The following is a 21,720-nucleotide window of genomic DNA, read 5'->3' on the forward strand; positions in this document are numbered from 1 at the left end:
ATTGAAAAAAACGAAATTATTTTTCAACCAATTGATTTATAGCTTATTATTTTTTATTTGGAACAAATTTAAGGCAGACAGAATTCATACAAAATCGGTTTCCTGTAGGTTTGGGACCATCATCAAAAACATGTCCCAGATGAGAATCACATCTTCCGCACAATACTTCAGTACGTTCCATACCGTGTGAGGAATCTTTTCTGTATTTAACGCTGTTTTTACGGATAGGCTGATAAAAAGACGGCCATCCACAGGTGGTAGCAAATTTTGAAGTTGAAATAAAAAGAGGATTCCCGCATACCGCACAATAATAAGTTCCTTTTTCATCAAATTCATAATACTTTCCGGTAAAAGCAGTTTCTGTAGCTCCTTCTCTGGCCACCTGATAGAGTTCGGGTTTTAAAATCTTTTTCCACTCAGCATTGCTTACTTTCAGTAGATTTTCAGCTGTACGGGAGTAATAAGGATTTTTAATTTTAAAAAGCTGACTCTGGGCTTTATAGAAGTGTGCAGACAGAGCGATACAAAAAACAAGTACAGCTCTTGAAGTATGATTTTTCATATTGAATATTTTTTAATAATTTCTTTAAAATCATGTACGAAATAAAAGATGGATTGGATTTTATTGACTATTTGTTTTATTTTATTACATTTGGACAGAAAAACAAAAGCTATTAAAACAACCTATTCGGAAGAGGAACTTATCGTTTTATTAAAAGAAAAAAACGAAGCCGGTTTTCATTATCTGTATGACCACTATTCCGGTGCGCTGTACGGAATCATTCTCCGGATCGTTCAGTCTAAAGAATACACTGAAGAAGTGATTCAGGATGTTTTTGTTAAAATATGGAACTCTATCCATCAGTACGACACTTCCAAAGGAAGGTTTTACACCTGGATGATCAATATTGCAAGAAATACGGCTATTGATTATTTAAAGTCTAAAGGATTCCAGAATGAGCTTAAAAACCAATCACTTCCTGATTTCGTATATAATACTGCAGAACTTTCAACGGTCAATAATTCATCCGACTATATCGGATTCAACAATGTGCTTGAAGGACTGGAAACAGACAAGCAGGAACTTATAAATCTTGCTTATTATCAGGGATATACCCAACATGAAATATCCGAAAAACTGAAGATACCGCTGGGAACGGTGAAAACGAAAATGCGTAATGCACTGATGAAATTAAAAGATTTGCTAAAAGATTATCAATAAATTGAACACTAAAGAATACATATCATCCGGAATTATAGAATCTTATATTCTTGGCCATGCTTCTCCTGAGGAAGCAGGGATTTTGGAGTGTGTGATGAAGAATAATGCTGAAGTAAAAGCAGCTTTTGAAGAAGCACAAAAAACTTTGGAACATCTTGCTACCGTTCAGGCTGTAACACCTCCAAGTGATTTGAAATCTAAGATCTGGAATAAAATTCAGCAGGAACAGGCTGAAGAAATAACACCTGCTGTTTTAACAGACATTCCAGTAATAAAAGACAATAAAGAAACTCCAGAAAGAGTAAGCATTCAGAGAAATACCCACTGGAAAACCTATGCAGTAGCAGCTTCTGCACTATTCCTGATCAGTGTTGCGGGCAATTTATTCTGGATGAACAGCCAATCGTCCAATGAAAAGGAAATGGCTTTATTGTCTGCAGAAAAACAAGCTCAGGATCAGGCAATGAAAAAAATGAACCGCAAGATTGATATGTTCTCCAATCCTGATATGCAGATGGTAATGCTGAAGGGTGTGGAAAAGCATACGGATTCCAAAGCAATGGTTTTCTGGGATAAAAAAACAAAAGAAGTCTATCTGAACGCGGAAAAACTTCCTAAAGCTCCTACAGGAATGCAATACCAGCTTTGGGCTATCGAAGACGGGAAACCTGTAAGTGCAGGAATGTACACTGAAGATAAAGACAGCAACACTGCGCTGGCCAATATTTCCAATGCTCAGGCTTTTGCCATTACTCTTGAAAAAGAAGGCGGAAGCAAAGTACCTACCATGGAGAATATGTTTGTAATGGGTGAAATTTAAAACACGTATTTATCAATTTCCAAAGTTCACAAAATGAGGAACATCCGTTGCAAAATTATTCATTGGTAACAGATTATTCCTATTGCTGTTAAAATCAAAAACCGAGTTATTATCAAACGGAACCCGTGGATAGTACATGAAAGAAATCTGAATTCTGTTGAAAACCAGATATGGATTATTGATTAATACCCCAATACCAATTTTTGTATTTGCCTTTGTTTTTAATAGTTTATCATCAGGCATTCCCAGCCATCCAACTGCTGTAGTTAGATAAGGACTGAAGTGGAAATTCTTCCACGTTTTATTAATGAACAGTTGAAGCTGATATCTTAAAACCAGTTTTTTAGTCCCAATATAGTCGGAATTGTAAACGGGAAACTCATCTGTGGAAGAAAGATTGATTCTGTCTTTATAAGAATAGTTATGCTGTGGATTTCCTAAGGCTATCGTAGGAGAAAAGAAATGCCTTGCTCTGGCAAATTTCCAATCCATAAGATTTGTAAAATATGTTCCATCCACACGGAAAGACTCGCGATTTTGACTATCTTCATTAAAAAACCTTCCAAACTGCCCTTTCACAGTAAAGTACCCCAATTTTGTAAAAGTACCATAAGAAGCAGAAATTCCCACATAAGGGTTCACTTCTTTATTTCTTGATAAACCTCCCGCAATAATGTTCACCGAATTACCGTACGCAACATCTTCCGGCAAGTCATATTGAAAAATATTTCTCTGAACCGAAAAGTTTCTATGGATAAACCCGACAGACATCAGAAAACTGTTGTATGAGCTAAAATATTTATACTGGTCTATTCCCGGACTGTCTTTATACTGATAATTCTGAAATCTTCCTATTATCGCAATATTGCTGGATACTTTTTCGTTGGGGTCTGATGAAACCGGAATCTGATAACCACCCCATAAATCCTGACTGTACACTTTGATCTGAACTTCCGGAAAAGCAGTATCGGTTTCTGTAGGAAGTAAAACCTTCCGTTTAAAATATTCAAATGTAAAACCACCCGCCCATTTCGTCAAAGGTGAGAAAAAGTCTCTTCTTAAGCTGAAATTAATTCTTTCATTTTTTGAAAAATCTCTTTCCCCAAGAAGCTGGGCATTGATATAAGTTCCTAAAAGGTTGTAGGTTGTATAGCTTCCTAAAAGATAATCCTGCTTTTCTTTGGAATCGTTTCTGTAAAGGAAATCAAGAGTATGGCCTAATCCCAATACATTTTCTTCAGTAGCTCCGAGACCGATTTTACTCCCGGAATAACTAATTCTCGGTTTCAGACTCCAGGAATCAAGAACTTTTACCACAACATCAATAGAATCTTTGCTGGAAGTACTGTCGGAAACACTGATATTTACTCTGTTGACAAATGGCATTGCTCTAAGCAAACGCTCGGATTCATAAAGTTTCTGGGCGTTATATTCCTCACCTTCTTCAAAAAGCAAATAATTATTAACCGTAGAATTTCTTGTATTAGCATGAAGGTGATCTGCTACCCAATCATACCATCTGGCTTTTTCTTTAGCATCGTTAGAGCCATATCCAAAGGGGTCAATGGTTTCGATCCTGATTTTTCTGATGTATTTTTTGTTGTAAGCCTCCTGCGACAGCTTTTCTGTCCTGGACTTCACGGAAGTAGAATCCGGTTCTCTACGAAATATAAAGCGGTGAATGAATTTGGTAACTTTTCTCTTATCCGAAAATTCTTCTATTTTATAATACAGCGAATCTTTCTTCTCCTGTGCATGTAAAAAGAAAAAACCAGTTAAAAAGAAAATCAGAGTTACAGCTGTTCTAGTCATTAGTCATCAAAATTCAGTTCAGTTTGTTGTATCAATTTATACGCCAACAAGGCTTAAATACCTACCACATTTAGGAAATTTTTCTATGTACAACTCACTTGTATTTAATAGTCTTATTTTTTATTATCATTTCATCTCAGATGAGGCCTAGCATCGTTATTACATTCAGTATGAAAGAAAGCAATAGTAAAACAACCAATTCTTTCGAAAAACAACTCTCTTTCTTGTAGATCCTGCTTACTATTGATGATAATCCTAAAAAGATTAATCCCACCAACGTCAAAAAAACACTTCTGAATATTAATGCCGGAATAAAATTATTTTCTGTCATCTGATTCCAATTTTCATTTGATCCTATCCAAACTCTTGAAATCCCTGCTAAGCATAGAAATCCAATTGTATAAATTACAGTTTTTAAAAGAAAAAAAGTATTTGTTTTATTGGTGTACTCCATTCAGATTATAAAATAAGAAGCTAAAATTATAAAAAATTTTCTTCTATAGCTTAAAGAGAAATAAACCACTGTAGCTCATTCTTTTTAAATCTAAGTTAAAAATCTCTTTTAAAGGAAAAAAATTAAGTTTGAAATAACATAATTACTAATGAGCTCCAGAATATAAAATATAACAAAAAGCCCTCTCAAAGAGAAGGCTAAAAATCTAGATCATTGAATGTTTTTAGAGTAAATTTTCAAATTTACTTCCATACACCATCTTGAGGCACTATACTCATTTGTGGTGGTTATTAATTTCTTCCTGCTTTAATAAAAAGATTTACTATTAACAGCCCCTTTTATATTACAATTTAGCTTTAATTTTAGCAATATTAGCTGCATCAAAATGGGAGAGATTTGAAGAAGCATATTTATACATAACATCACTTGAACTGTTCACATGAGTAGCACCAAGGTTATGTCCGCATTCATGGGCAAGAACATTACCTGAGTTGTCACAGGCAATTAATGTAGAGTAAGAGCCTGATGAATAAGTTCCAACCCAGGCTGATCCCAAAACGCCACTATCCCATTTATTTTCATATAAAGCACATTTAGCTGCTTTTATCTGAGTTGGATATTTGTTGCAATAATTTTTTAGGTTACCCAATTGAGTTCCTGAATTTGATTGTTTCTCCACAGCAAGTATATAATCGAAATATTGATCAGGCTCAGTCACCTCATCAGGTATTTGATATTGATAAATAGTAGGCATATGGGAAAGGTTTGCAGTATCGTTGTCCACAGAATATAAAGAAAGACCAAGATTAAGGTAGGCCTGGTCAAAATCATAAGTATCATCCATATGCATTATTTCTATATTATAATTGCCCGGATCTGCCTCTACAGTTTTATTAAAAGATGGGTTAGATACATCAAACGGAAGCTGAACTGTAGGGCATTCGCTTTTTCCTTCCATACTCTCCCTTTTTCTCATGGTAGCGGTTTCATTAATTAGCGTATAATGATTGGATTTTTCAACTGCTACTTCGTAACGGGAGTCATTATTTATGCTTTTTCTGTTCAGGTTACTTAAAATCTGATTCCCATCAACTCCATTTTTTTTGGTAAAGGCTAAAAATGATTGTCTTACTGAAGCACTCATAGTAAAATCATGCTTTTTATAGCCTATATTCAGCTCCTCATTACCTTTAAGTAAAAAGTTCTGATCATGATCTGTGTAGAGCAGTTCAAATCCATTTTCACTGACTAACATAACAGCCTTTTCATCCTTTCCCAGATCCGTACTGACAGTTCCTGCCAGGGTTCTCATTTTCCCAAACAGAGTGGCTTTGGCACTCGTCATTTCAAAATTTAATTTTGTGCCATCATTCTTGATGAGTGTGAACCTTCTGAGCTCTCCGGCTTTTTCAATAGATTTTGCAAATTCCGGAAGAACCGGCAGTTCTGAAATTTTGTAAACACTGCCATTAACTGCTGCATTAACAGTATTTTCCGGCAAATCATTTTCCTGGTTTTCAGAATTACAGGAAACAAAGAACAGGCTACACAAAAGAGCCGATAAGATGAGTTGTTTTTTCATATTTTAATTCTTTAAAGTGTGATAAATTGTTTGTACGTGTTTAATTACATAGTTTATTTAATTTGATCTAGATTTTTGATTTAAACGGAGATTGGATTGAGATTTCATTCCACGATTGGAATTTTGAAATACAAGTTTTTTACTATATTGTAAGGAATGACATGTTAGTTATCCGGATCAAAAATATATAATAATTCGCAATTTAAATCGAATATGATTACGGTTTCAATATATCATGTATCTAATACGTATGATTTAATCAATTATCCTCATTTATAATTCTATCCTTAGGTTGAATCTATTTTATTTAGAATTCTTATTTGTGTTCAGCAGGCCAGCTGAAAAGCTAAATTAAATCATAAAACAAGAACATTTCAATATCATCTTTTTTTGTTATTTTTACTCATTATAAATAAAAATAAGATATGAGAAAAATCGTACTCTCGGGAATAGCTGTTATAGGAGGATTTCTAACAGCAAATGCACAGTGTAAACCGGTATCTACCCTTGCAGAAAATTTTGACACCTGGAAAGACATCAATAAATGCTGGACTGCTCAGCCAGGAAAAGCTATGCTGTATGCGAGTGACAAAAGAATTGTTTTTTATTCAATGAGCAACCCCGGAGAAAATATGTATCTGGTAACTCCGGAAATCAAAGCGGGAACCTATACCCTTTCTCTTGATCTTTCGGATAACGGAGGCGAAACAACATTAGAGCTTTTCTCAGTAAATAACCCTTCTGATGCAAAATCTTATGTTTCAATCACTAAACCTTCAAAAATAACAGGAGAGAAAAAAACATATACCATTTCTTTGAAAAAAGATGCACATCTGAGTCTGAAAGTTTTACTGAATGGCGTACATCAAGCCGTTTATATGGATAATTTATCTTTAACTCCAAAGAAATAAGTCTTACTTACCAATTATATTTTTTATATAATTATTTCTTTTAATTTTTGTTCCCGCTCTACAAAATCTTCAGACGTTAAGTATTAATAACTTAAAATAGGCAGGATAAAGATTCATATGAACAAAAGACTCCTGTTGAAAAAATCTACAGGAGTCTTTTAATTATTGTAATTATATACCCATCGTGAATTTTAATCAATAACCGGAAAAGACCCTAAAGTAAATTGTACGGTTTTTTCCTGATAAATATTGGGATTCATTGCATTAGGCACAACTAAAGTCAAATTGGTTCTTTCGCCAGGCTCATAGTTTTTTAAAGCATCTGTAAAAGTTTGAGCATCATATACAGAATAAGCACCCACTTTTTTAACCAGAGTACCAGCCAGAATATTATTGAGATGTAAAGCTCCGCCTACAGTTGTTGGGCCTATTAATACCCCTTTTACATTCTGAAAAACGGTATTATATCCATTAAAAATATTCAGTTGTACATCCCATGGAATAACATCGATAACGCCTACAGAAGCTCTAAACTTCACATCTTCTTTGGCAATGACAGGTTGAGTAACCGCATGCTGCACCGATATTGTTTTCGTATGGCTGTAATCTTCCACCATCTTTGTCATTTCAGTACTGTTCAGCACCTTTTTAAAGGAAGTATTACCTTTCGCTCCATTATTCCCCCATCTTACTCCATTGGCTATAAATCCGATATAATCTTTTTTACCAAGAGCCGCTACAGCAGCCTCAATATTAGGAGTTAGGTTAGGATCATTTTTTTGTAGTGATTCTGCAAACTGCAAATGTAAATTCTGTAATTTATCGTTTCCTTCCGCTTTTGCTTTTTCGGCTGCCTGAAGGTGATTTTTAAGGGCTTCCTCCTGAGAGATATCAGGAAAGAATTTTTCTTCAAACTGATGAATCATTTCGTCATCTGCATCATACATTTCGATTCTCGTAGTATTAATTTTTTCAGCGGTATACTGATTCTCAACCTGCTGATTGAATGAGGACTTCATAGATTTCCGGCTGCTTCCTAAACCAAGAAATGCCCAGCCGCTTGATTTCTGGCTGACACTGCTCTGTTGAGCATCACTTAAAAATTGGTTAACAATAGTACTTCCGTCTAAATGTGCATTAATATAACTGGTTTTAGAATTCTTAAATTTATAGCTGACCGATATCTCACCATTTCCGTTGGCCAGAAGATTTTTAACATATTCCGTAGGATTTTCAATACTTATATTTTTAAAACTTTTATTTCCAACCAAAGTTCCTGAGATACGTTTGCTGTAAACGGTCTCCCCTCCTGCTTCCACAATGAATTCTACCTCGGTAGGTGAGATGATCTGACTTTGAAAATCTGTATTATAATTTTTAATCAACTGTTCCTGCGGAGCCAGCATCGTAGTTTCATACTGTTGGGCCAGGGAAAAGAAATGGTTGGTTAATGCAGGATTGGTCACCAGGTAAGGCGTTAAAGCAGGCTGACCGTTTGTGTTTTTTAGAATCGGAGGATAAAAAGCTGCTATGGTTGTGCTTTTTATTGCGGCACAAATCGATGCTTTCTGGCTTTCATTGGGTAATGCCAGCTCCTGTGTTACCGGAATAATTAAGGTCCGGATCTGATCTGAACTCTTATACGTTTCATTTCCTTTACTGTCTATATATTTAATATTATTGATATCAAACTTAAGAATAGGCAATATAAACACCTTAGCAACAGTACCCTTAGCAACATTTTCATAAAAGCCGTGGGTGTTATAAAGCGCATATTTCCCTTTACTATCAATGGCTACATAATTCTCAACTGAAAATTTGTTCGAATTCGGCGTCACTTGCGACCAGATAATTCCGGTATTGGCAAGCAGCAATACAATGGTTACATAAAGATTTTTCATGATTAGTTTATTTAAAGGTTACTATAATGTTTTTATCAGGAGTACTGTTAGGATTTGAGGTCCCGTAAAATGCATCTTTCAATTTACTGTATGCCAGTTTACTATTTGCCACAGTACAGTTTTTAATATCGGTTTCCATCCCCACCAAAACACATCCTTTGATCTGTTTTGTATAGTTTCCCATATGAATTTGCACTCCATCTCTGTCCGGAACGTTTTCAAGCTGGATTCTCCATCCGTCATTTTTATCGTATCTCAAAATACCGTTATAGGATCCGGGAGGAATACAACTGATATTTTTTGTATTATTTTCCCATGGCAGTTCCAATGTATGGCAGATGACTTTTTTATCTGCAATGAGATATCCTAAGGTACAGGTCGCTGATGACAGTTTTCTTTCAATAACTATTTCAAAATTTCTTTGCCCAAAAAGACTGCCTGAAAAAATAGCGGTCAATACAATTACGAGTAAAGTTGTTTTCATGATTTTATATTTTAAGGGTTGAGGGGTAAACCTACGGTTACAGAGATATTGATTGATTTTATGGTAAAATTACATGTAAATCAGATCCTTGTCTATGGCACTTTTGTGTAATATTTCAGCTGCCAGAGTATCAGATTTTCTATGGCCATCTATACAGTAAGCTTTTAAATTGCTTCACTTATATAAAAAGTACTGTCACTTATTAAATCCTGCTTTGTTTTGAATACCTGATATCCCATTTTTGAACTATAAAATAAGCGGTATCCGAAAAGCTTTACCTAAAAGAGTAGGAAAATAAAAACATTTTGCAATATGAAAAATCTAAAAAAACTTTCAAGAAATGAATTGAAAACAGTAAGCGGAGCAGGACCAATTGGCGGCCCATTTCCGTCAGTATGCATATACACTCATCAATGGTGTGAAAAAGTAAAGAAATGCATCCCAAAAACAATAGACTGTAGTCAACTAGTGATACCCGATCCCATTTAAAAAAAAGCAAACCAATTTACCGAATACTCTTGGAGTGCTTTTGAAAATTATGATAATAGATCTAAACAAACAATCCTGCAAATCAATGATTTTGCAGGATTTATCTATTTTTTGTGAAATTTTCATTTTCGCAAGTTGTGACCGCAAACGCAAAGTTTCTGAATACTAAACTTTAAATTTCACAAAAAAACAATAGCCTAGACCTCTGTTAACTGAAGTTTTATCCTATTTATTTTTCTCAATCCATTCAATAATTTTCAGAGCAACACCATTTGATGATTGAAAATTTTGTCCGGTAATAATTCGACCGTCTTGTTCAACGTGAGATACATTTCCTTTTGAAAATTTAAAAGTTCCTCCTCTTTCTTCTATGGTCTTCTGAATTAAGAATGGAAACTGTTTAAAATATTCACCATCCTGTTTTTCAAAAGAATCAGGATAGCCGCTTATTGTCTTTCCCTGAACTAAGAATTTGCCATTTTTAGTTTTCAAGTTGACAATACCCGCTGTTCCGTGACACACCGAAGAAATAATGCCATGATTATCTTCATAAACCTGCATCGCAATATGTTGAATGTCTGAATCTTCAGGAACACCATACATCGCACTTCCCCCACCAATATAATGAACCGCTTTATACGTTTTATAATCAATTTCTTTAGGATTCAAAGTATGTCCTATAGCATACATGAAGTTTTGATTATATACATATTGTTTTTGCAAACTATCCGAGGTATCAATGTAGGCTAAAGGGATACTACCGCCTTTTGGGCTTACAAAATCAACGGTATAACCAGAATTGACAAAAGTATCATAAGCGTTTACAATTTCGGCAAAGCTATTTCCCGTTGAAATGGTAGAATTTCCGTAATAATGCGCATTGGAAACAATGAATAATATTTTTTTTCCGGATTTATTACTGGCTTTACTGCTTGCAGATTTGCTGATTATTTTCCATTCGCCTTCCAACTTTTTGAGCAAGAACATATCCAAAAATTCTTGTTTTTTTTCAGGAATAAGGATTTCAGCTTTTGCAATAGCAATGTCATTAAAATATTCTACAGAGATGATTTTCCCTATACGACCATTAAATTCTCCTTTATTTCCTTTTTGAAACCAGGTGACATATTCTGAAATGGGAACAATCCATAAAGGCTTTTCTTTGTGGCTTAGAAAAAGATTGGCTTCAGTATAAAAAGCCTTACTAATGCTTTCGGGCTTATTATAAGAGGTACCATTGATATAGTTTTGAATACAATTCTCAATGAGAGATTGTTCCGATTGTGCAAAACTCCCATTTGACAGGAGTATCAATAAAATTGTGAAAAAGATTTTTCTCATAAACGTTGGATTTCAATGATTTAAAAATATTTCACAAAAATATATTGCTTACGTTTAAAATCATTCCAGGTTTATCATCATGAAGTACGGATGTATATTTTAGGAGTAAAAATTATGTTTTTTGGTAATTTGAAGGCGTAGTTCCTGTGATTTTTTTAAATGAACTATAAAATGTACTGCTCGAATTAAATCCTGATTCAAAACCCACCGCATCTATTTTCAACTGAGTACTTTCTTTTAATAGTCGCTTTGCTTCATCTATTCTATATTCATTGATGAATTGTGTAAAGCTTTTATTCAGATTATCATTAATAAATTGGGATAGTAATTGAGGACGAACATTTAATTCCTTTGCTAAAATAGATAAGGTGAGATCAGGATTCGTATAGATTTTTCTTGTCTCAAAAAGTATATTAATTTTTTCCTGAATTTCTTTTACCAGCTTTCCATCTATTTTGTTGATGTATTTTTCCTTACTAATAACAGAAACCGACGTTTTGTTTTTTGCATAATAAATGAGAAGAAAAGAAATGTAAAAGCTGAAGGAAAAAGCCAAAGCCCCGGAAATATATGAAGTATATCTGGCTAAAGAATAGGAAAGCCAAATAGCAAAAACACCGCAAATAACTGACAATATCCAGGTTTCCTGATAGCTAATCTGATTGCGGCTGGTTACTAACTTCCTGAAAATTTGTCTAGCCTCATAAATAGATAGCACAATAAAAATAAACCACTGAATATTGATCGTATAATAAATGATTCCCCTCCATAGCACAGGATTTTCCTTGTATGGAAAAAGAAAACCAAAAACACTTATCGCTATCATGATAACCATGAGACTGTATTTTGCAAAAGAATAATTAAGCTTTTGCAGCATTGATTTAACAAAAAAATACAATAAAGGACCAATAAAAAAACAAGCCGACAAGCCTATTTGTAAATACGTTTTTGACAATTGCGGATTGAAATTATAAAATACCGATTTTCCGATTCTTGTACTTAAAGATAATAATAAAAGCCCTAAAAATAAATCGGATACCACTTTATTTTTCTTGAAGAATAAGAAATAAATCCCCAATACAACACTGTTAAAAACACCTAAAGCACTTAAGAAAAATAATATCTGATTGTCAATATTCATTATTTAAAATATGTTTCTTTTTCGAGTTGTTTACAGTGATCGTTTCAAGCTTTTGGATGTAATTTGACTTTTACCACAAAATTTCTTTGCGAAAGCCAATATACCAAATTTTGCGAAAACTTTTTATAAAGCTCTTGACAACTATTTTTCATTAAGAATTTGTTGTAATATTAATGCCGTTGCTTTTGCATCATGTAATGCCCTATGAAATGTAAAATCTTCTTTTATATTCATTTTTTCTAAAACTCTTTCTAATGAAATTCCAGAGGTAGAGATGTTTTTTTTGGCCAGCCAATAGACACCCAATGCTCTGATGTCAAAACCTCCACCAACAAAATATTGATTATAATCAAATCCAAATTCTGTAAATTCTTTCCTCAAAAGTGGTAAGTCATAGTACAATCCCCAACCCGCTAAAGTTGATTTGTTTTTTTCTCCATACCAATCTAAAAACAGGAGAATTGCTTCATCAAAATACTTTTCATGTTCAACCATTTCATTGGTAATGTTTGTAATGTCTGTTATTTCAGGTAGAATTGGAAAATGTTTCGGTTTTATTAAAATTGAGAATTCACTCTTTATTTCAAAAGTTTTTCTGTCTAATTTTACAGCCCCAATCTCTATTATATTAGTTTCATTTATTTCATTTTTTCCAAAAGTCTTGCAACTTCCTTCTAAATCATAAATTACTAAATCACTTGAAAATTTCATAATATAGTTTCAGATATTTTATAATTTGATTATTAAGTTATTATAAATATTTTATCTATTGTTTCATAATACTTATTAATGATTCTTCAAAGATATATTCTAACTACGCAATCTATTGGCGCATATTAATACTCCAATACAGATGAAACACTCATATGGTTCACAAGAATAAGACAATCACTACCAGTGCATCACTTAAGAATGAATTTGAATATCAGTAGCAGCCTAAGCCTACTAAAAAAGAGGAATCTGAAGTTCTTAAAAAAATAAAAATGTTCTAAATTTGATTTAAATTGCAAAATATGACGAATTATGGAAACAAACGAATTACGGATAGGAAATTATATCATGGATAAAAAGGATGAAAACATTGAATATGTATATCAGCTTTATGATCTAGGAGATATGATATTGATTAACAACATAGATGCTGACTACTACATCCCTATTCCTATAACTGAAAGCTGGATCAATCACTTTGGATTTAAACCCATTCCGGAAAGTGAATATATTATAAATACTTTTGAACGAGAAGAGTTCCAATTATGGAATAAGGAAGGCGATTTTTCAGAAATTGTATATTTAAACAATCAAGATTCAATTGAAATTAGGTCCGTACATCAATTACAAAACCTTTTCTTCGCACTTAAAGGGAAAGAGTTAACTATAAACAATTAGTTTTTACGGAATCTCATAATTATTTTATTCAATATCTTACTTTCTTTGAGTAAAATCTAAGAAATGAAAAAGATTATCATTCTACTAGGATTTGCTTGTTATTCATGTGGAGATAAATATAAGGGTGAAATTGTTTACAAGATAACAGTTCCTTCTTATATGATTAGCAAAATCACAAAAATAGACGTGGATATAGATGCTACGAATGATAGGCAGGCAAAAATTCAGTTTGTTACTCGGGCAACTATTTATAATAATGTTTCTCCAGATATTAGGTCTCAATTCCTTTCGGGAACTTTATTGAAAAACGATAAACCTGTCAATTATACCCTAGAACAAAAGACAATTGATAGTATAAACCTATCAATTAATAGAATTACAGCACATAGAAACGATTATTTCAATCCTTATATACAAAATTAAGCCCCAATTAATTAAGCGAATCCGTTATTATTTCTCCATTCTATTAAACTCTTATGAAATATCCCAGCTATATCTCTGTAAACCATTCTATAGACAATTCTTCAAAAATAGTATTGGGAAACAAGGATAATACATACGAAAAAAGCTCCTTAAAAAGGAGCCTTGTGACCGCGAAGGTACATTTTCCGAACACTTTTGTGGAAGATTTAGATGAAATTGCTAAACTAGCGTCAATCAATATTTCTCAAGTAATATCAGAAAATATAATTTAAAGAAGTACTATTAAAAAAAAATAAATTTGCAAATACATTAAATTGCACTTTCATTTTTCAAAATATTTAAATACAAAATATGATTTAAGGTCTTCCAAAAATCATATATTTTTAACAAAAAAAGCAATGAAATTTAAGTTCCTTACGTAATAAAAAAATTTAAGTATTTAATATTTTTTTTAAATTGAAAAAAATATTCATTTATAAAGTAACCTACAGATTAAATCATGTTAACAGCAAAATATATTGATACAGGTGAAGAAATTGATATTACAAAGTTTGATAATCCCAGATTAAATATTGACAAAAATCGATTACACTGTAAGCTTTGTAATGGAAAAGTGTCACTTAAACATGGAATGTTGAGAGCTAAACACTTTTTTCATATTAATAGCTGTAACTCAAATTTTGAAAGACATCCTGAAAGTCCACAACATAATTTAGGTAAAGAGATTATAGCTCAACATCTAAAAGAATATTGGTCCGAATACGCTGATGCAGAAATCAAGTTTGAATTTGTTGTTCCTGAAATAAATAGGATTATCGATATAGCAATGGTCTTCCCAAGTGGATGGGTTGTAGCCCACGAATTACAGCTTGCTGGAATTACTACCGAACATTTAGAAAAAAGAACAAATGATTATAGAGAGCTCGGAATTGATACATTTTGGTGGTTTGGTAAAAGTGCTGACACCCAAGCAAACCGTCAGTGGGCAATTGAAAGATATGGACATTCACTATCCGTTGAATATGAATTACTTGACGCCCAGATTAAAAATATACAAAAAGGTCAAAAGATTTAATCTTGTTGATGAAAAATATTTTGATAATATTGAAGCTGAACCTATTTCAAACTTTCCAATTCCCATAGTTAAAAATGAAATAAACATTTTCTGGAGACAAAAAATATGGGATATGGCCATTTATAGAAGTATGGAAATATGGAAAAAAATACCAGCAGAAAAAATTGAGGCTAGTATTGGAACTCTAACAGTTATAGGCAAAAGAAGTTTAAGTGGAAAACTGGGAAATGCCAACAATATATATTTCATGAAAGACCACAAAAACAATTGGGTATACATTAAAGAAAAGGAACATAAAAATGAAAAGTTTTATGTTCCTTTGAGTCTTGAAGCGATAGAAAAATGCAAACTGCGAGCAAAACAATTTAATAAAAAATGATAAAAAAAGAACTTAATAATGTTATCACCTGTTTTTCAAATAACTATTTAAAGTCTTAGTTTCTAAACTAGATTTAATAAAAGTAAGATTCTTTAAACTCTCGTAGTGGTCATAGAACAAGACCATTGCTTTTCCTCCTTTATTACGTGATGATGGATAAGCAATGCCATGAATTTTTTTATTAAACATATGCCTAAAGTACTCTGTGACCACTTGAGTTGGGACATAATCAATATGTACTTTCCCATCTCTAGCAATCGGTTTTGTTAAATCACTTACAAAGCTATTTAAAAAGAATAAATCTGAGTATTTTTTTCTTTTGCTTTGATCAAAGACGCTTGGGAGAGAAGGAATTTTTGTTAGATCAACGATGTTAACATCCTCATTAATCTCAAATTCTGCAGTAGTGTATTTTGATCTTTTCCAACTGGTATCAATCGTTTCTAAGTGGGTTGTTTCTTTGTCGAATGCACAATAAAACATAGAAATTCCTGCAGGACTGAATCGGTTAGGATTCATTGTATATTGAACCTTTGGAGCACATATTTCTTTAGCACAACTTATAGTTACATCTTTTGTATGCTGTCTGCACCTATATATTTTTTCTTTTGGGCTAATCGTTCCGATTAACTTATATTTATTTATCATTCTTCCTATTTCCTTTAATATTTCGACAGACTGATAGGAATAATAATTGTCATTATCTTTATATAAATGAAAAAGATAGCGGACTTCATGCTTAAGCAAATAACAGAAATGGCTCCAAGAATCTGGTCTTGCAAACTGTCCTTCTCCATACAAAGAGTTTGCATCAGACCAGGCGCAACCATCGTCAAGCCATTCTAAGATATCCTCATGTAAATCAGAATCATCAATTTCTAACTCAAAATCATTTGCAAGTATTTCACTACTAGGACTATTATCTATTAAATATCCTCCTTCCCTAGAGTTATAAGATGCAAAACCTCCTGGATCCCTGAAATAAAACATCACGGTTTCCATCAAAAATTTTGCTAAATCTTCCAACTCAAGGACCTGTCTTATTTCTCCGCAGTAGTCGCAAGACTCTTTAAAACCACTTCTGCTAATTTTCGTCTTAATAGCTTTATCCTTAAAATGTAATGAACACACATTTTTATCAGGACCATTATTCAGTCCATAGCTTCTTAGCTCTTCTGCCCATTGATCTATACCACTCATTTCTATTGCTTTGTTAAAATCAGATTAGTTGTTTATATAAAAAAAGAAACTTTATATATTATTCGTACTCAAATGTATTTCATTTTGTAAATTAGTAATAATAAGAATATAAAACCAACAAAACATGAAACAATTTATTCCTTTAGCATCAGTAGTATTACAAGAATTGTTTAAGAACAAAAGTAACAAAGTAGACTTTAAAGAAATTGAATTAATGATTTCGATTGGTAATGGAAACAAAGCGCCATATCTTGCCGAAATTGCTATCGAAAAAGTCTTCAAATCTCAGACAGGAATTGATTTACCACTGAAAGAAATAAAAAGACTGATTAGGTTCAAAAACAAAATCGGTGGTAAATATGGATGGAACTACTATAAGCAAATTTTACATTATCTTGTGCCAAATAGTGATACCATCTTTAGCGTTGAAATAAGTAAGCTTCAACGGTACTATGCTAAGACTATTTTAGGATTAACCGTTGGATTTATCACGACTGGATTTTTATTTATTATGATTTCTGATATATTTCATATTTTTCAAAAATACTCTCTCATACTCGGTACATCATATTTCATCATTAGTTCTTTTTTACTCATTTTTGTTAGAGCCTTAGAAAGTGAATATAAAGCAATAGAAATCAGAAAAAGATTGATTCAAATTACAAATCAAAGATCATAAAAATTGCTCCAGCTTTATTGTTGGAACAATTTTTTACAGTATCAGTAATCTGTTATGTTATTGAGGTTATCAACATCATAAAACTGGCTTTCTTTAAGGCCATCTTAGTAGTCTTTTAGATTGTAAATAATAATGAAGCTAAATTGAATTAATTTATTTAGTAATAAAAAACCTACAATAAGTCAATAGAGAGAAAAAGCTCTAACCTTAAGGAGATTTCGAACACTTAATGATTGTAGCTTACAAGCCTATTGTGATACTTTCAGACTGTTTATTTCAAACAGACTAAATATTATACGTTTAAAATATCGAACACAAAATATCAAATTTAAAGATTTGATAAATAGTCATTTATGGATAAAAAAAAGAGACAACTATTTTTTAGTTGTCTCCTTAAACTCAGCGGTGCATTTCCCGAACACTATTATAGAAGATTTAGATAAACTTGCTAAACTCTCATCATTCATTATCTAAGATATATAATTCCATTTCGGGTTACTTTATTAATGATTACTTTGTTAAAAAATGCCAATTACATATTTGAATGGACAGCATCAAAAAAAAAATTACTTGCTTAGTCATCCAGTTCATTGGTTGATAACTAATATTTTTTTGGTACATTCAATTATATTATTACCTAAAATTATATACTACAAATTTTTCTTTAGCAGTATAGAAATAAAAACAATTATTCTGCATTTTTTTCTCTTCATATTCAATCCGATGATGAATATAATAAAGAATATGTTTTTGAAACAAATTCCGCAATAGGAGCTAAATATAAAAACAATGATGCTGAGCTACTCAAAGACTGGTTTGATCATCAAAACAATTTAACCGAGGAGAAAATACAGAAATATTCTACAAAAATAAAAGTATAATATTAGATTTTTTTTGAGGAGATAGAGGAAAATAATCACTCTGAAATAATGGTTGGAAAGTCAAAAGACCCAATCTACAAACTACATGAAAAATTTATCCAAAATTTTTCAGTTTCCATAAAATTGAAATTTCTTCATTCAAATTCAGATATTGTATTTTCTGTACTGACATCGAATTTAGATAATTTAATCAATAAATTACCTTTCAAATCAAATAATCAAGACTCACAGCTTATATTTCCGGCTTTGCAACAGACTGCTATTTTAAAATTAAATAATAGACGATTAGTTGTTAGTAACTGAATTTAAGAACATGCCCCTTAGGCTCCTCAATTTTATCTCCCTTGAAATTATATTCACCACGATGTTTACCAGATCTGTCATGAAGTTCAAAGGAAACAGTTTCCGTATCTATAGCTAGGTATACACTTTGATTTAATGCCTTGAACACATACCTATCATTAATCTTTGAAAGATGGCTGCTGAATGTATAACCGCTCATTTTTGCAATTTCACTGCCAATCTCTCTTGCAAGACTAACCTGTTCATTAGCATCAATTTTTTTAGGTTTTTTATCATCAGTTTTTAAGACCTCTTTTTTTTTGAACTTTTCATCATACTTTATTTCCTCCAGATATTTAACAATATTGTCTTTAAAACGAAATGGCTCATTTAGCGCATTCCATTTACCTTTGAGTTTAATCTGTTCTGCCTGTAAAGATGTAAAGAAAGTTCTGTGTATCTCAAAATGACTGAGGTCACTTATGTTAAACATAGACTCTTTTGACCTCTGCTCCTCTGCTTGACTATCTAAAACTACTTTTTCAATGTCAAATTCAGAAAGGTTAAAGTCAGTGTGGGTCTTAAAACTAATAGTTGGAAAACCACGGTCATGGGCGAACCTTAAAAAAGCGGAAACCTCATTTTTCCATTCAATCCAATGAAGGATATCTTCATCACTTTCTTGAGGAAAAACTTTAAACTTGTTGACCAAAATACTTTTGATCCTCGAGTGAATCTTTTTTTCTTCTTCGTCCCTACGTACAATATGGTGAAAACTGTTTGCAAAGGATATACCATTTGCGATTTCCATCTGCTCATAACCTTCTGGCACAAAGATTTTTTCGACAAAATACTTCTCTGTTTTTTCACAGACGTCGACAAAATCCAACATTACTGCATAATTATCTGCAGCATTATAGGTTGATACAAAAGAAAGGTCGTTAACATGAAGATCCATTATTAAAAATCTTTTAGCAGCTTCGTAAGCATATTATCCCATTCATCAAAAAAACCCTTAGGCCAACGTTCCATTCCACCACCTTCTTCAATCTGAAAGGACTGTTTGATTGAATCTCCAAAATCATTGGTGAAGAAGTGGATCTGGGTTTTGATCGCCGACAACTTTTCTTGTTTAACAGCTACTCTAATTCCATTGAGCAGGTGATCACTATGTGTTTCAACAATAACTTGAAGACCACTCTCAGCTGCCAGAGCAAGTAAATGTCCCATCCTAGACTGTCCTCTGGGGTGAAGGTGGGCTTCTGGATTTTCAACAATTAGCAGCGAACCTGGTTCAGCGGTCAAAACAGCTAAGATCACGGGAAGAGCATATGAAAAGCCAAAACCTATATTCATCGGGTTAAAGGTTTTTGTTGGCTGATCTTTAAAAGTATATGTGACATCAATAGTAGAATCGTTGCTATCGTCTATTGAAACCTTTGAACCGGGATAAATTATTTCACTCACCCAAAATGACAAAAGGTCGTAGACTTTCTTACTTTGCTTTTCCAACAGCAATTTCGATAATCTCACTTCTTCTACTTTTGTAACCGCCTCCAGAATTCTACTTGCAACAAATTCACCAGCATATCCAATAGGACTGTGGGGTCTGCTTACAGATAACCTCGCATAGTTAGGCCTTGGACCTATCCTTTCTGCACTCAGGTATTGAAATTTTGATGAAAACAATGATGAATTATAGATCTTTGGGTCAACAGCTTTAACTAATTCCAGTGTATTGCTTTTTCCTTCGGCCTTTACTTTCCATTCCGCTTCTCCATTTTGCTCATCTACAATTGAAATCGCAACTTCAACATTATCTGCATCCGAGTTGAGCATATCGTCAGGACTGATAAGGTTTACAAGTGTAGGATCCTCTATTACCAATTTGTTATTATTTTGTAAATCACCCCTATCAAAACTTTGCCGTAACAAAATCAAAGCTTGGATCACTGAGGATTTACCCATTCCGTTAATTCCAGTTAGAAGCGTTAAAGGATAAAGTTCTACCGGTTCGTCTTTGAATTTCTTAAATTGGAATAATTTTATATCAGTTAGCATCAATTAGTTTTTTTAGTAAATTTTCTACGTATATAAATCTTGTCTTAACAGCTTTCCTACTCGAAGTGCTATTTGAGATCGACTTATGAAAGTCAATATCCTGTAGTAATCGTACAAAGCCAAGAAGTACCTTTGATTTTTTCTTTCGTATTATTTTGGACTCGTCTTCGGTTAATTTTGCCAAATTGACTGACCATGTCTCAAAGAGGGCAATATTTATATTTGTTCCAACCTTATTAAGTTTCTTGTCTATAATATAGAAAGCTTTTTCATCAAAAATTTCCTTGCACAGACTCATGCTATTGAAAAATCTATTTTTTATCTCATTTAAATCCCCCGGGAAATCAGCTAAATTTTCCATTGTACGGTCAAGAAACTTCTCCAATGGGGTACTATAGTCGTTCAAGAACTTATAAAAAGCGATAAAGCGCAAAATAGCCTCTTTATCTTTCATTCTGTTTTTTGAAATTCTCCCGTTTGTCGCGCTCAAAAATTCTTGTGAGTTGGATAAATAATTAATGAATTCTGTACCAGTACCTGAGTAGTACGAATTGCGGATTTCCTGTCGGGTAAGTAAAGAACCACCAGTATTTATTCTTTGAAATATGTTTAGTTTGACGTGATTAGGAGTGCCAGGATTAATTACATAAGCCTCGATCGTTGATTGACGGATTGCCCTTTGATATTTAAAGGGAAGCTCTGAAAACCTCCTTCCTTCAAATTCCGTTAGAAACTCCAGTTCCCTTAATTCCCAATCCTCTAAAAAAATATATGAAAACAATGTTGTAAGCCTGTGGAGTCCGTCGATGACCTTCCACGGGATTTCACTGCCGTCAAAATAAAATATTGGTAAGGGAATCCTCATAATGATCGATTCCACCAATCTGCTTTTCTGTTTTATACTCCAGGCTTTGCTGCGGCGCTGATAACTTTCTTCGAGCCACAATTCAATGTCATGAATTTCTATCATGGCAATGACATCACCAAGAGCAAGTGTATGTTTTCTTATATCTACATCAGTAGGATCATAAGGTAGCAAATTGTCAGCACCGTTCCAGTCGTTCATTTAATTAAACATTTATAAAAGTTGGTTCAAATCATTCTATTTTTAGACGTAAAAAACATCGAATACCATGCATTGTACTAAAACCAAGTAAAGTCGATAGTACAAAGATATTGTTTTTAATTCTAAAC

21 protein-coding genes are annotated in these 21,720 nt (G+C 32.9%); 9 read left to right on the forward strand and 12 right to left on the reverse strand.

What is annotated here, in order from left to right; all coding sequences use genetic code 11:
• Window positions 1-46: 46 nt before the first annotated feature.
• Complete coding sequence (gene msrB / locus AC57AW_RS16295) at window positions 47-562, reverse strand: peptide-methionine (R)-S-oxide reductase MsrB (protein ID WP_496352723.1); 516 nt, start codon at window positions 560-562, stop codon at window positions 47-49.
• Between the two features lie 48 nt (window positions 563-610).
• Between msrB and AC57AW_RS16300 the strand changes: the two genes are divergently transcribed.
• Window positions 611-1,222 carry an RNA polymerase sigma factor gene (locus tag AC57AW_RS16300; protein ID WP_496352724.1) on the forward strand — a complete coding sequence of 204 codons (612 nt, stop codon included), beginning with the start codon at window positions 611-613 and terminating at the stop codon, window positions 1,220-1,222.
• Between the two features lies 1 nt (window position 1,223).
• Entirely contained in the window at window positions 1,224-2,042 is an 819-nt protein-coding gene (locus AC57AW_RS16305) for an anti-sigma factor (RefSeq protein WP_496352725.1), read from the forward strand.
• A 12-nt stretch (window positions 2,043-2,054) separates the two neighbouring features.
• Here the strand turns inward: AC57AW_RS16305 and AC57AW_RS16310 are convergent, their stop codons facing one another.
• A complete protein-coding gene (locus tag AC57AW_RS16310; protein WP_496352726.1) occupies window positions 2,055-3,854 on the reverse strand; it encodes a hypothetical protein in 1,800 nt (599 codons plus the stop codon).
• A 797-nt stretch (window positions 3,855-4,651) separates the two neighbouring features.
• Entirely contained in the window at window positions 4,652-5,890 is a 1,239-nt protein-coding gene (locus tag AC57AW_RS16315; protein WP_496352727.1) for a zinc-dependent metalloprotease family protein, read from the reverse strand.
• 425 nt (window positions 5,891-6,315) lie between these two features.
• Here AC57AW_RS16315 and AC57AW_RS16320 point away from each other — a divergent pair, with 425 nt between their 5' ends.
• Window positions 6,316-6,801, forward strand: a complete 486-nt coding sequence (locus tag AC57AW_RS16320) for a hypothetical protein (RefSeq protein ID WP_496352728.1) — start codon at window positions 6,316-6,318, stop codon at window positions 6,799-6,801.
• Between the two features lie 191 nt (window positions 6,802-6,992).
• On the opposite strand, the gene AC57AW_RS16325 is transcribed toward AC57AW_RS16320, so the two are convergent.
• A complete protein-coding gene (locus AC57AW_RS16325; RefSeq protein ID WP_496352729.1) occupies window positions 6,993-8,702 on the reverse strand; it encodes a hypothetical protein in 1,710 nt (569 codons plus the stop codon).
• A gap of 7 nt (window positions 8,703-8,709) precedes the next feature.
• Window positions 8,710-9,186: a DUF5675 family protein gene (locus tag AC57AW_RS16330; RefSeq protein ID WP_318845337.1), complete on the reverse strand. Its 477-nt coding sequence runs from the start codon at window positions 9,184-9,186 to the stop codon at window positions 8,710-8,712.
• Window positions 9,187-9,498: 312 nt separating this feature from the next.
• Here AC57AW_RS16330 and AC57AW_RS16335 point away from each other — a divergent pair, with 312 nt between their 5' ends.
• On the forward strand, window positions 9,499-9,675 hold the full coding sequence (locus tag AC57AW_RS16335) for a bacteriocin-like protein (protein WP_413228570.1): 177 nt from the start codon (window positions 9,499-9,501) through the stop codon (window positions 9,673-9,675).
• Between the two features lie 225 nt (window positions 9,676-9,900).
• Here AC57AW_RS16335 and AC57AW_RS16340 read toward each other — a convergent pair whose 3' ends face one another.
• From AC57AW_RS16340 to AC57AW_RS16350, 3 genes are all read right to left on the reverse strand, one after another.
• Entirely contained in the window at window positions 9,901-11,016 is a 1,116-nt protein-coding gene (locus AC57AW_RS16340) for a nuclear transport factor 2 family protein (protein ID WP_496352730.1), read from the reverse strand.
• A gap of 112 nt (window positions 11,017-11,128) precedes the next feature.
• On the reverse strand, window positions 11,129-12,157 hold the full coding sequence (locus AC57AW_RS16345; protein ID WP_496352731.1) for a helix-turn-helix domain-containing protein: 1,029 nt from the start codon (window positions 12,155-12,157) through the stop codon (window positions 11,129-11,131).
• A gap of 141 nt (window positions 12,158-12,298) precedes the next feature.
• A complete protein-coding gene (locus AC57AW_RS16350; RefSeq protein ID WP_496352732.1) occupies window positions 12,299-12,868 on the reverse strand; it encodes a 3'-5' exonuclease in 570 nt (189 codons plus the stop codon).
• Window positions 12,869-13,180: 312 nt separating this feature from the next.
• Between AC57AW_RS16350 and AC57AW_RS16355 the strand changes: the two genes are divergently transcribed.
• The 4 genes from AC57AW_RS16355 to AC57AW_RS16370 all read left to right on the forward strand — a co-directional run bounded on the left by AC57AW_RS16355 (window position 13,181) and on the right by AC57AW_RS16370 (window position 15,423).
• Complete coding sequence (locus AC57AW_RS16355; RefSeq protein ID WP_496352733.1) at window positions 13,181-13,546, forward strand: hypothetical protein; 366 nt, start codon at window positions 13,181-13,183, stop codon at window positions 13,544-13,546.
• A 63-nt stretch (window positions 13,547-13,609) separates the two neighbouring features.
• A complete protein-coding gene (locus tag AC57AW_RS16360) occupies window positions 13,610-13,969 on the forward strand; it encodes a hypothetical protein (RefSeq protein WP_496352734.1) in 360 nt (119 codons plus the stop codon).
• Window positions 13,970-14,468: 499 nt separating this feature from the next.
• Window positions 14,469-15,044: a competence protein CoiA gene (locus tag AC57AW_RS16365; protein ID WP_336702929.1), complete on the forward strand. Its 576-nt coding sequence runs from the start codon at window positions 14,469-14,471 to the stop codon at window positions 15,042-15,044.
• Window positions 14,992-15,423, forward strand: coding sequence for a hypothetical protein (locus tag AC57AW_RS16370; protein WP_496352735.1), 432 nt, complete (start codon window positions 14,992-14,994; stop codon window positions 15,421-15,423). The genes AC57AW_RS16365 and AC57AW_RS16370 overlap by 53 nt, the downstream gene beginning before the upstream one ends.
• Before the next feature lie 24 nt (window positions 15,424-15,447).
• Here AC57AW_RS16370 and AC57AW_RS16375 read toward each other — a convergent pair whose 3' ends face one another.
• Complete coding sequence (locus AC57AW_RS16375; RefSeq protein WP_490463673.1) at window positions 15,448-16,623, reverse strand: HEPN-associated N-terminal domain-containing protein; 1,176 nt, start codon at window positions 16,621-16,623, stop codon at window positions 15,448-15,450.
• Window positions 16,624-16,747: 124 nt separating this feature from the next.
• Here AC57AW_RS16375 and AC57AW_RS16380 point away from each other — a divergent pair, with 124 nt between their 5' ends.
• Window positions 16,748-17,302 carry a hypothetical protein gene (locus AC57AW_RS16380; RefSeq protein ID WP_490463672.1) on the forward strand — a complete coding sequence of 185 codons (555 nt, stop codon included), beginning with the start codon at window positions 16,748-16,750 and terminating at the stop codon, window positions 17,300-17,302.
• Window positions 17,303-18,475: 1,173 nt separating this feature from the next.
• Here AC57AW_RS16380 and AC57AW_RS16385 read toward each other — a convergent pair.
• Genes AC57AW_RS16385 through AC57AW_RS16395 form a run of 3 tightly spaced genes read right to left on the reverse strand, consistent with a single transcriptional unit; the run spans window position 18,476 to window position 21,592 of the window.
• Entirely contained in the window at window positions 18,476-19,423 is a 948-nt protein-coding gene (locus AC57AW_RS16385; protein WP_490465541.1) for a hypothetical protein, read from the reverse strand.
• Between the two features lie 2 nt (window positions 19,424-19,425).
• Complete coding sequence (locus AC57AW_RS16390) at window positions 19,426-20,526, reverse strand: AAA family ATPase (protein WP_496352736.1); 1,101 nt, start codon at window positions 20,524-20,526, stop codon at window positions 19,426-19,428.
• Window positions 20,516-21,592 carry a DUF262 domain-containing protein gene (locus AC57AW_RS16395; protein ID WP_496352737.1) on the reverse strand — a complete coding sequence of 359 codons (1,077 nt, stop codon included), beginning with the start codon at window positions 21,590-21,592 and terminating at the stop codon, window positions 20,516-20,518. Before AC57AW_RS16395 ends, AC57AW_RS16390 begins: the two co-directional genes overlap by 11 nt.
• Window positions 21,593-21,720 lie beyond the last annotated feature (128 nt).

It is taken from the genome of Chryseobacterium sp. BGA-UO-ETr-SB22 (genome assembly GCF_059567885.1).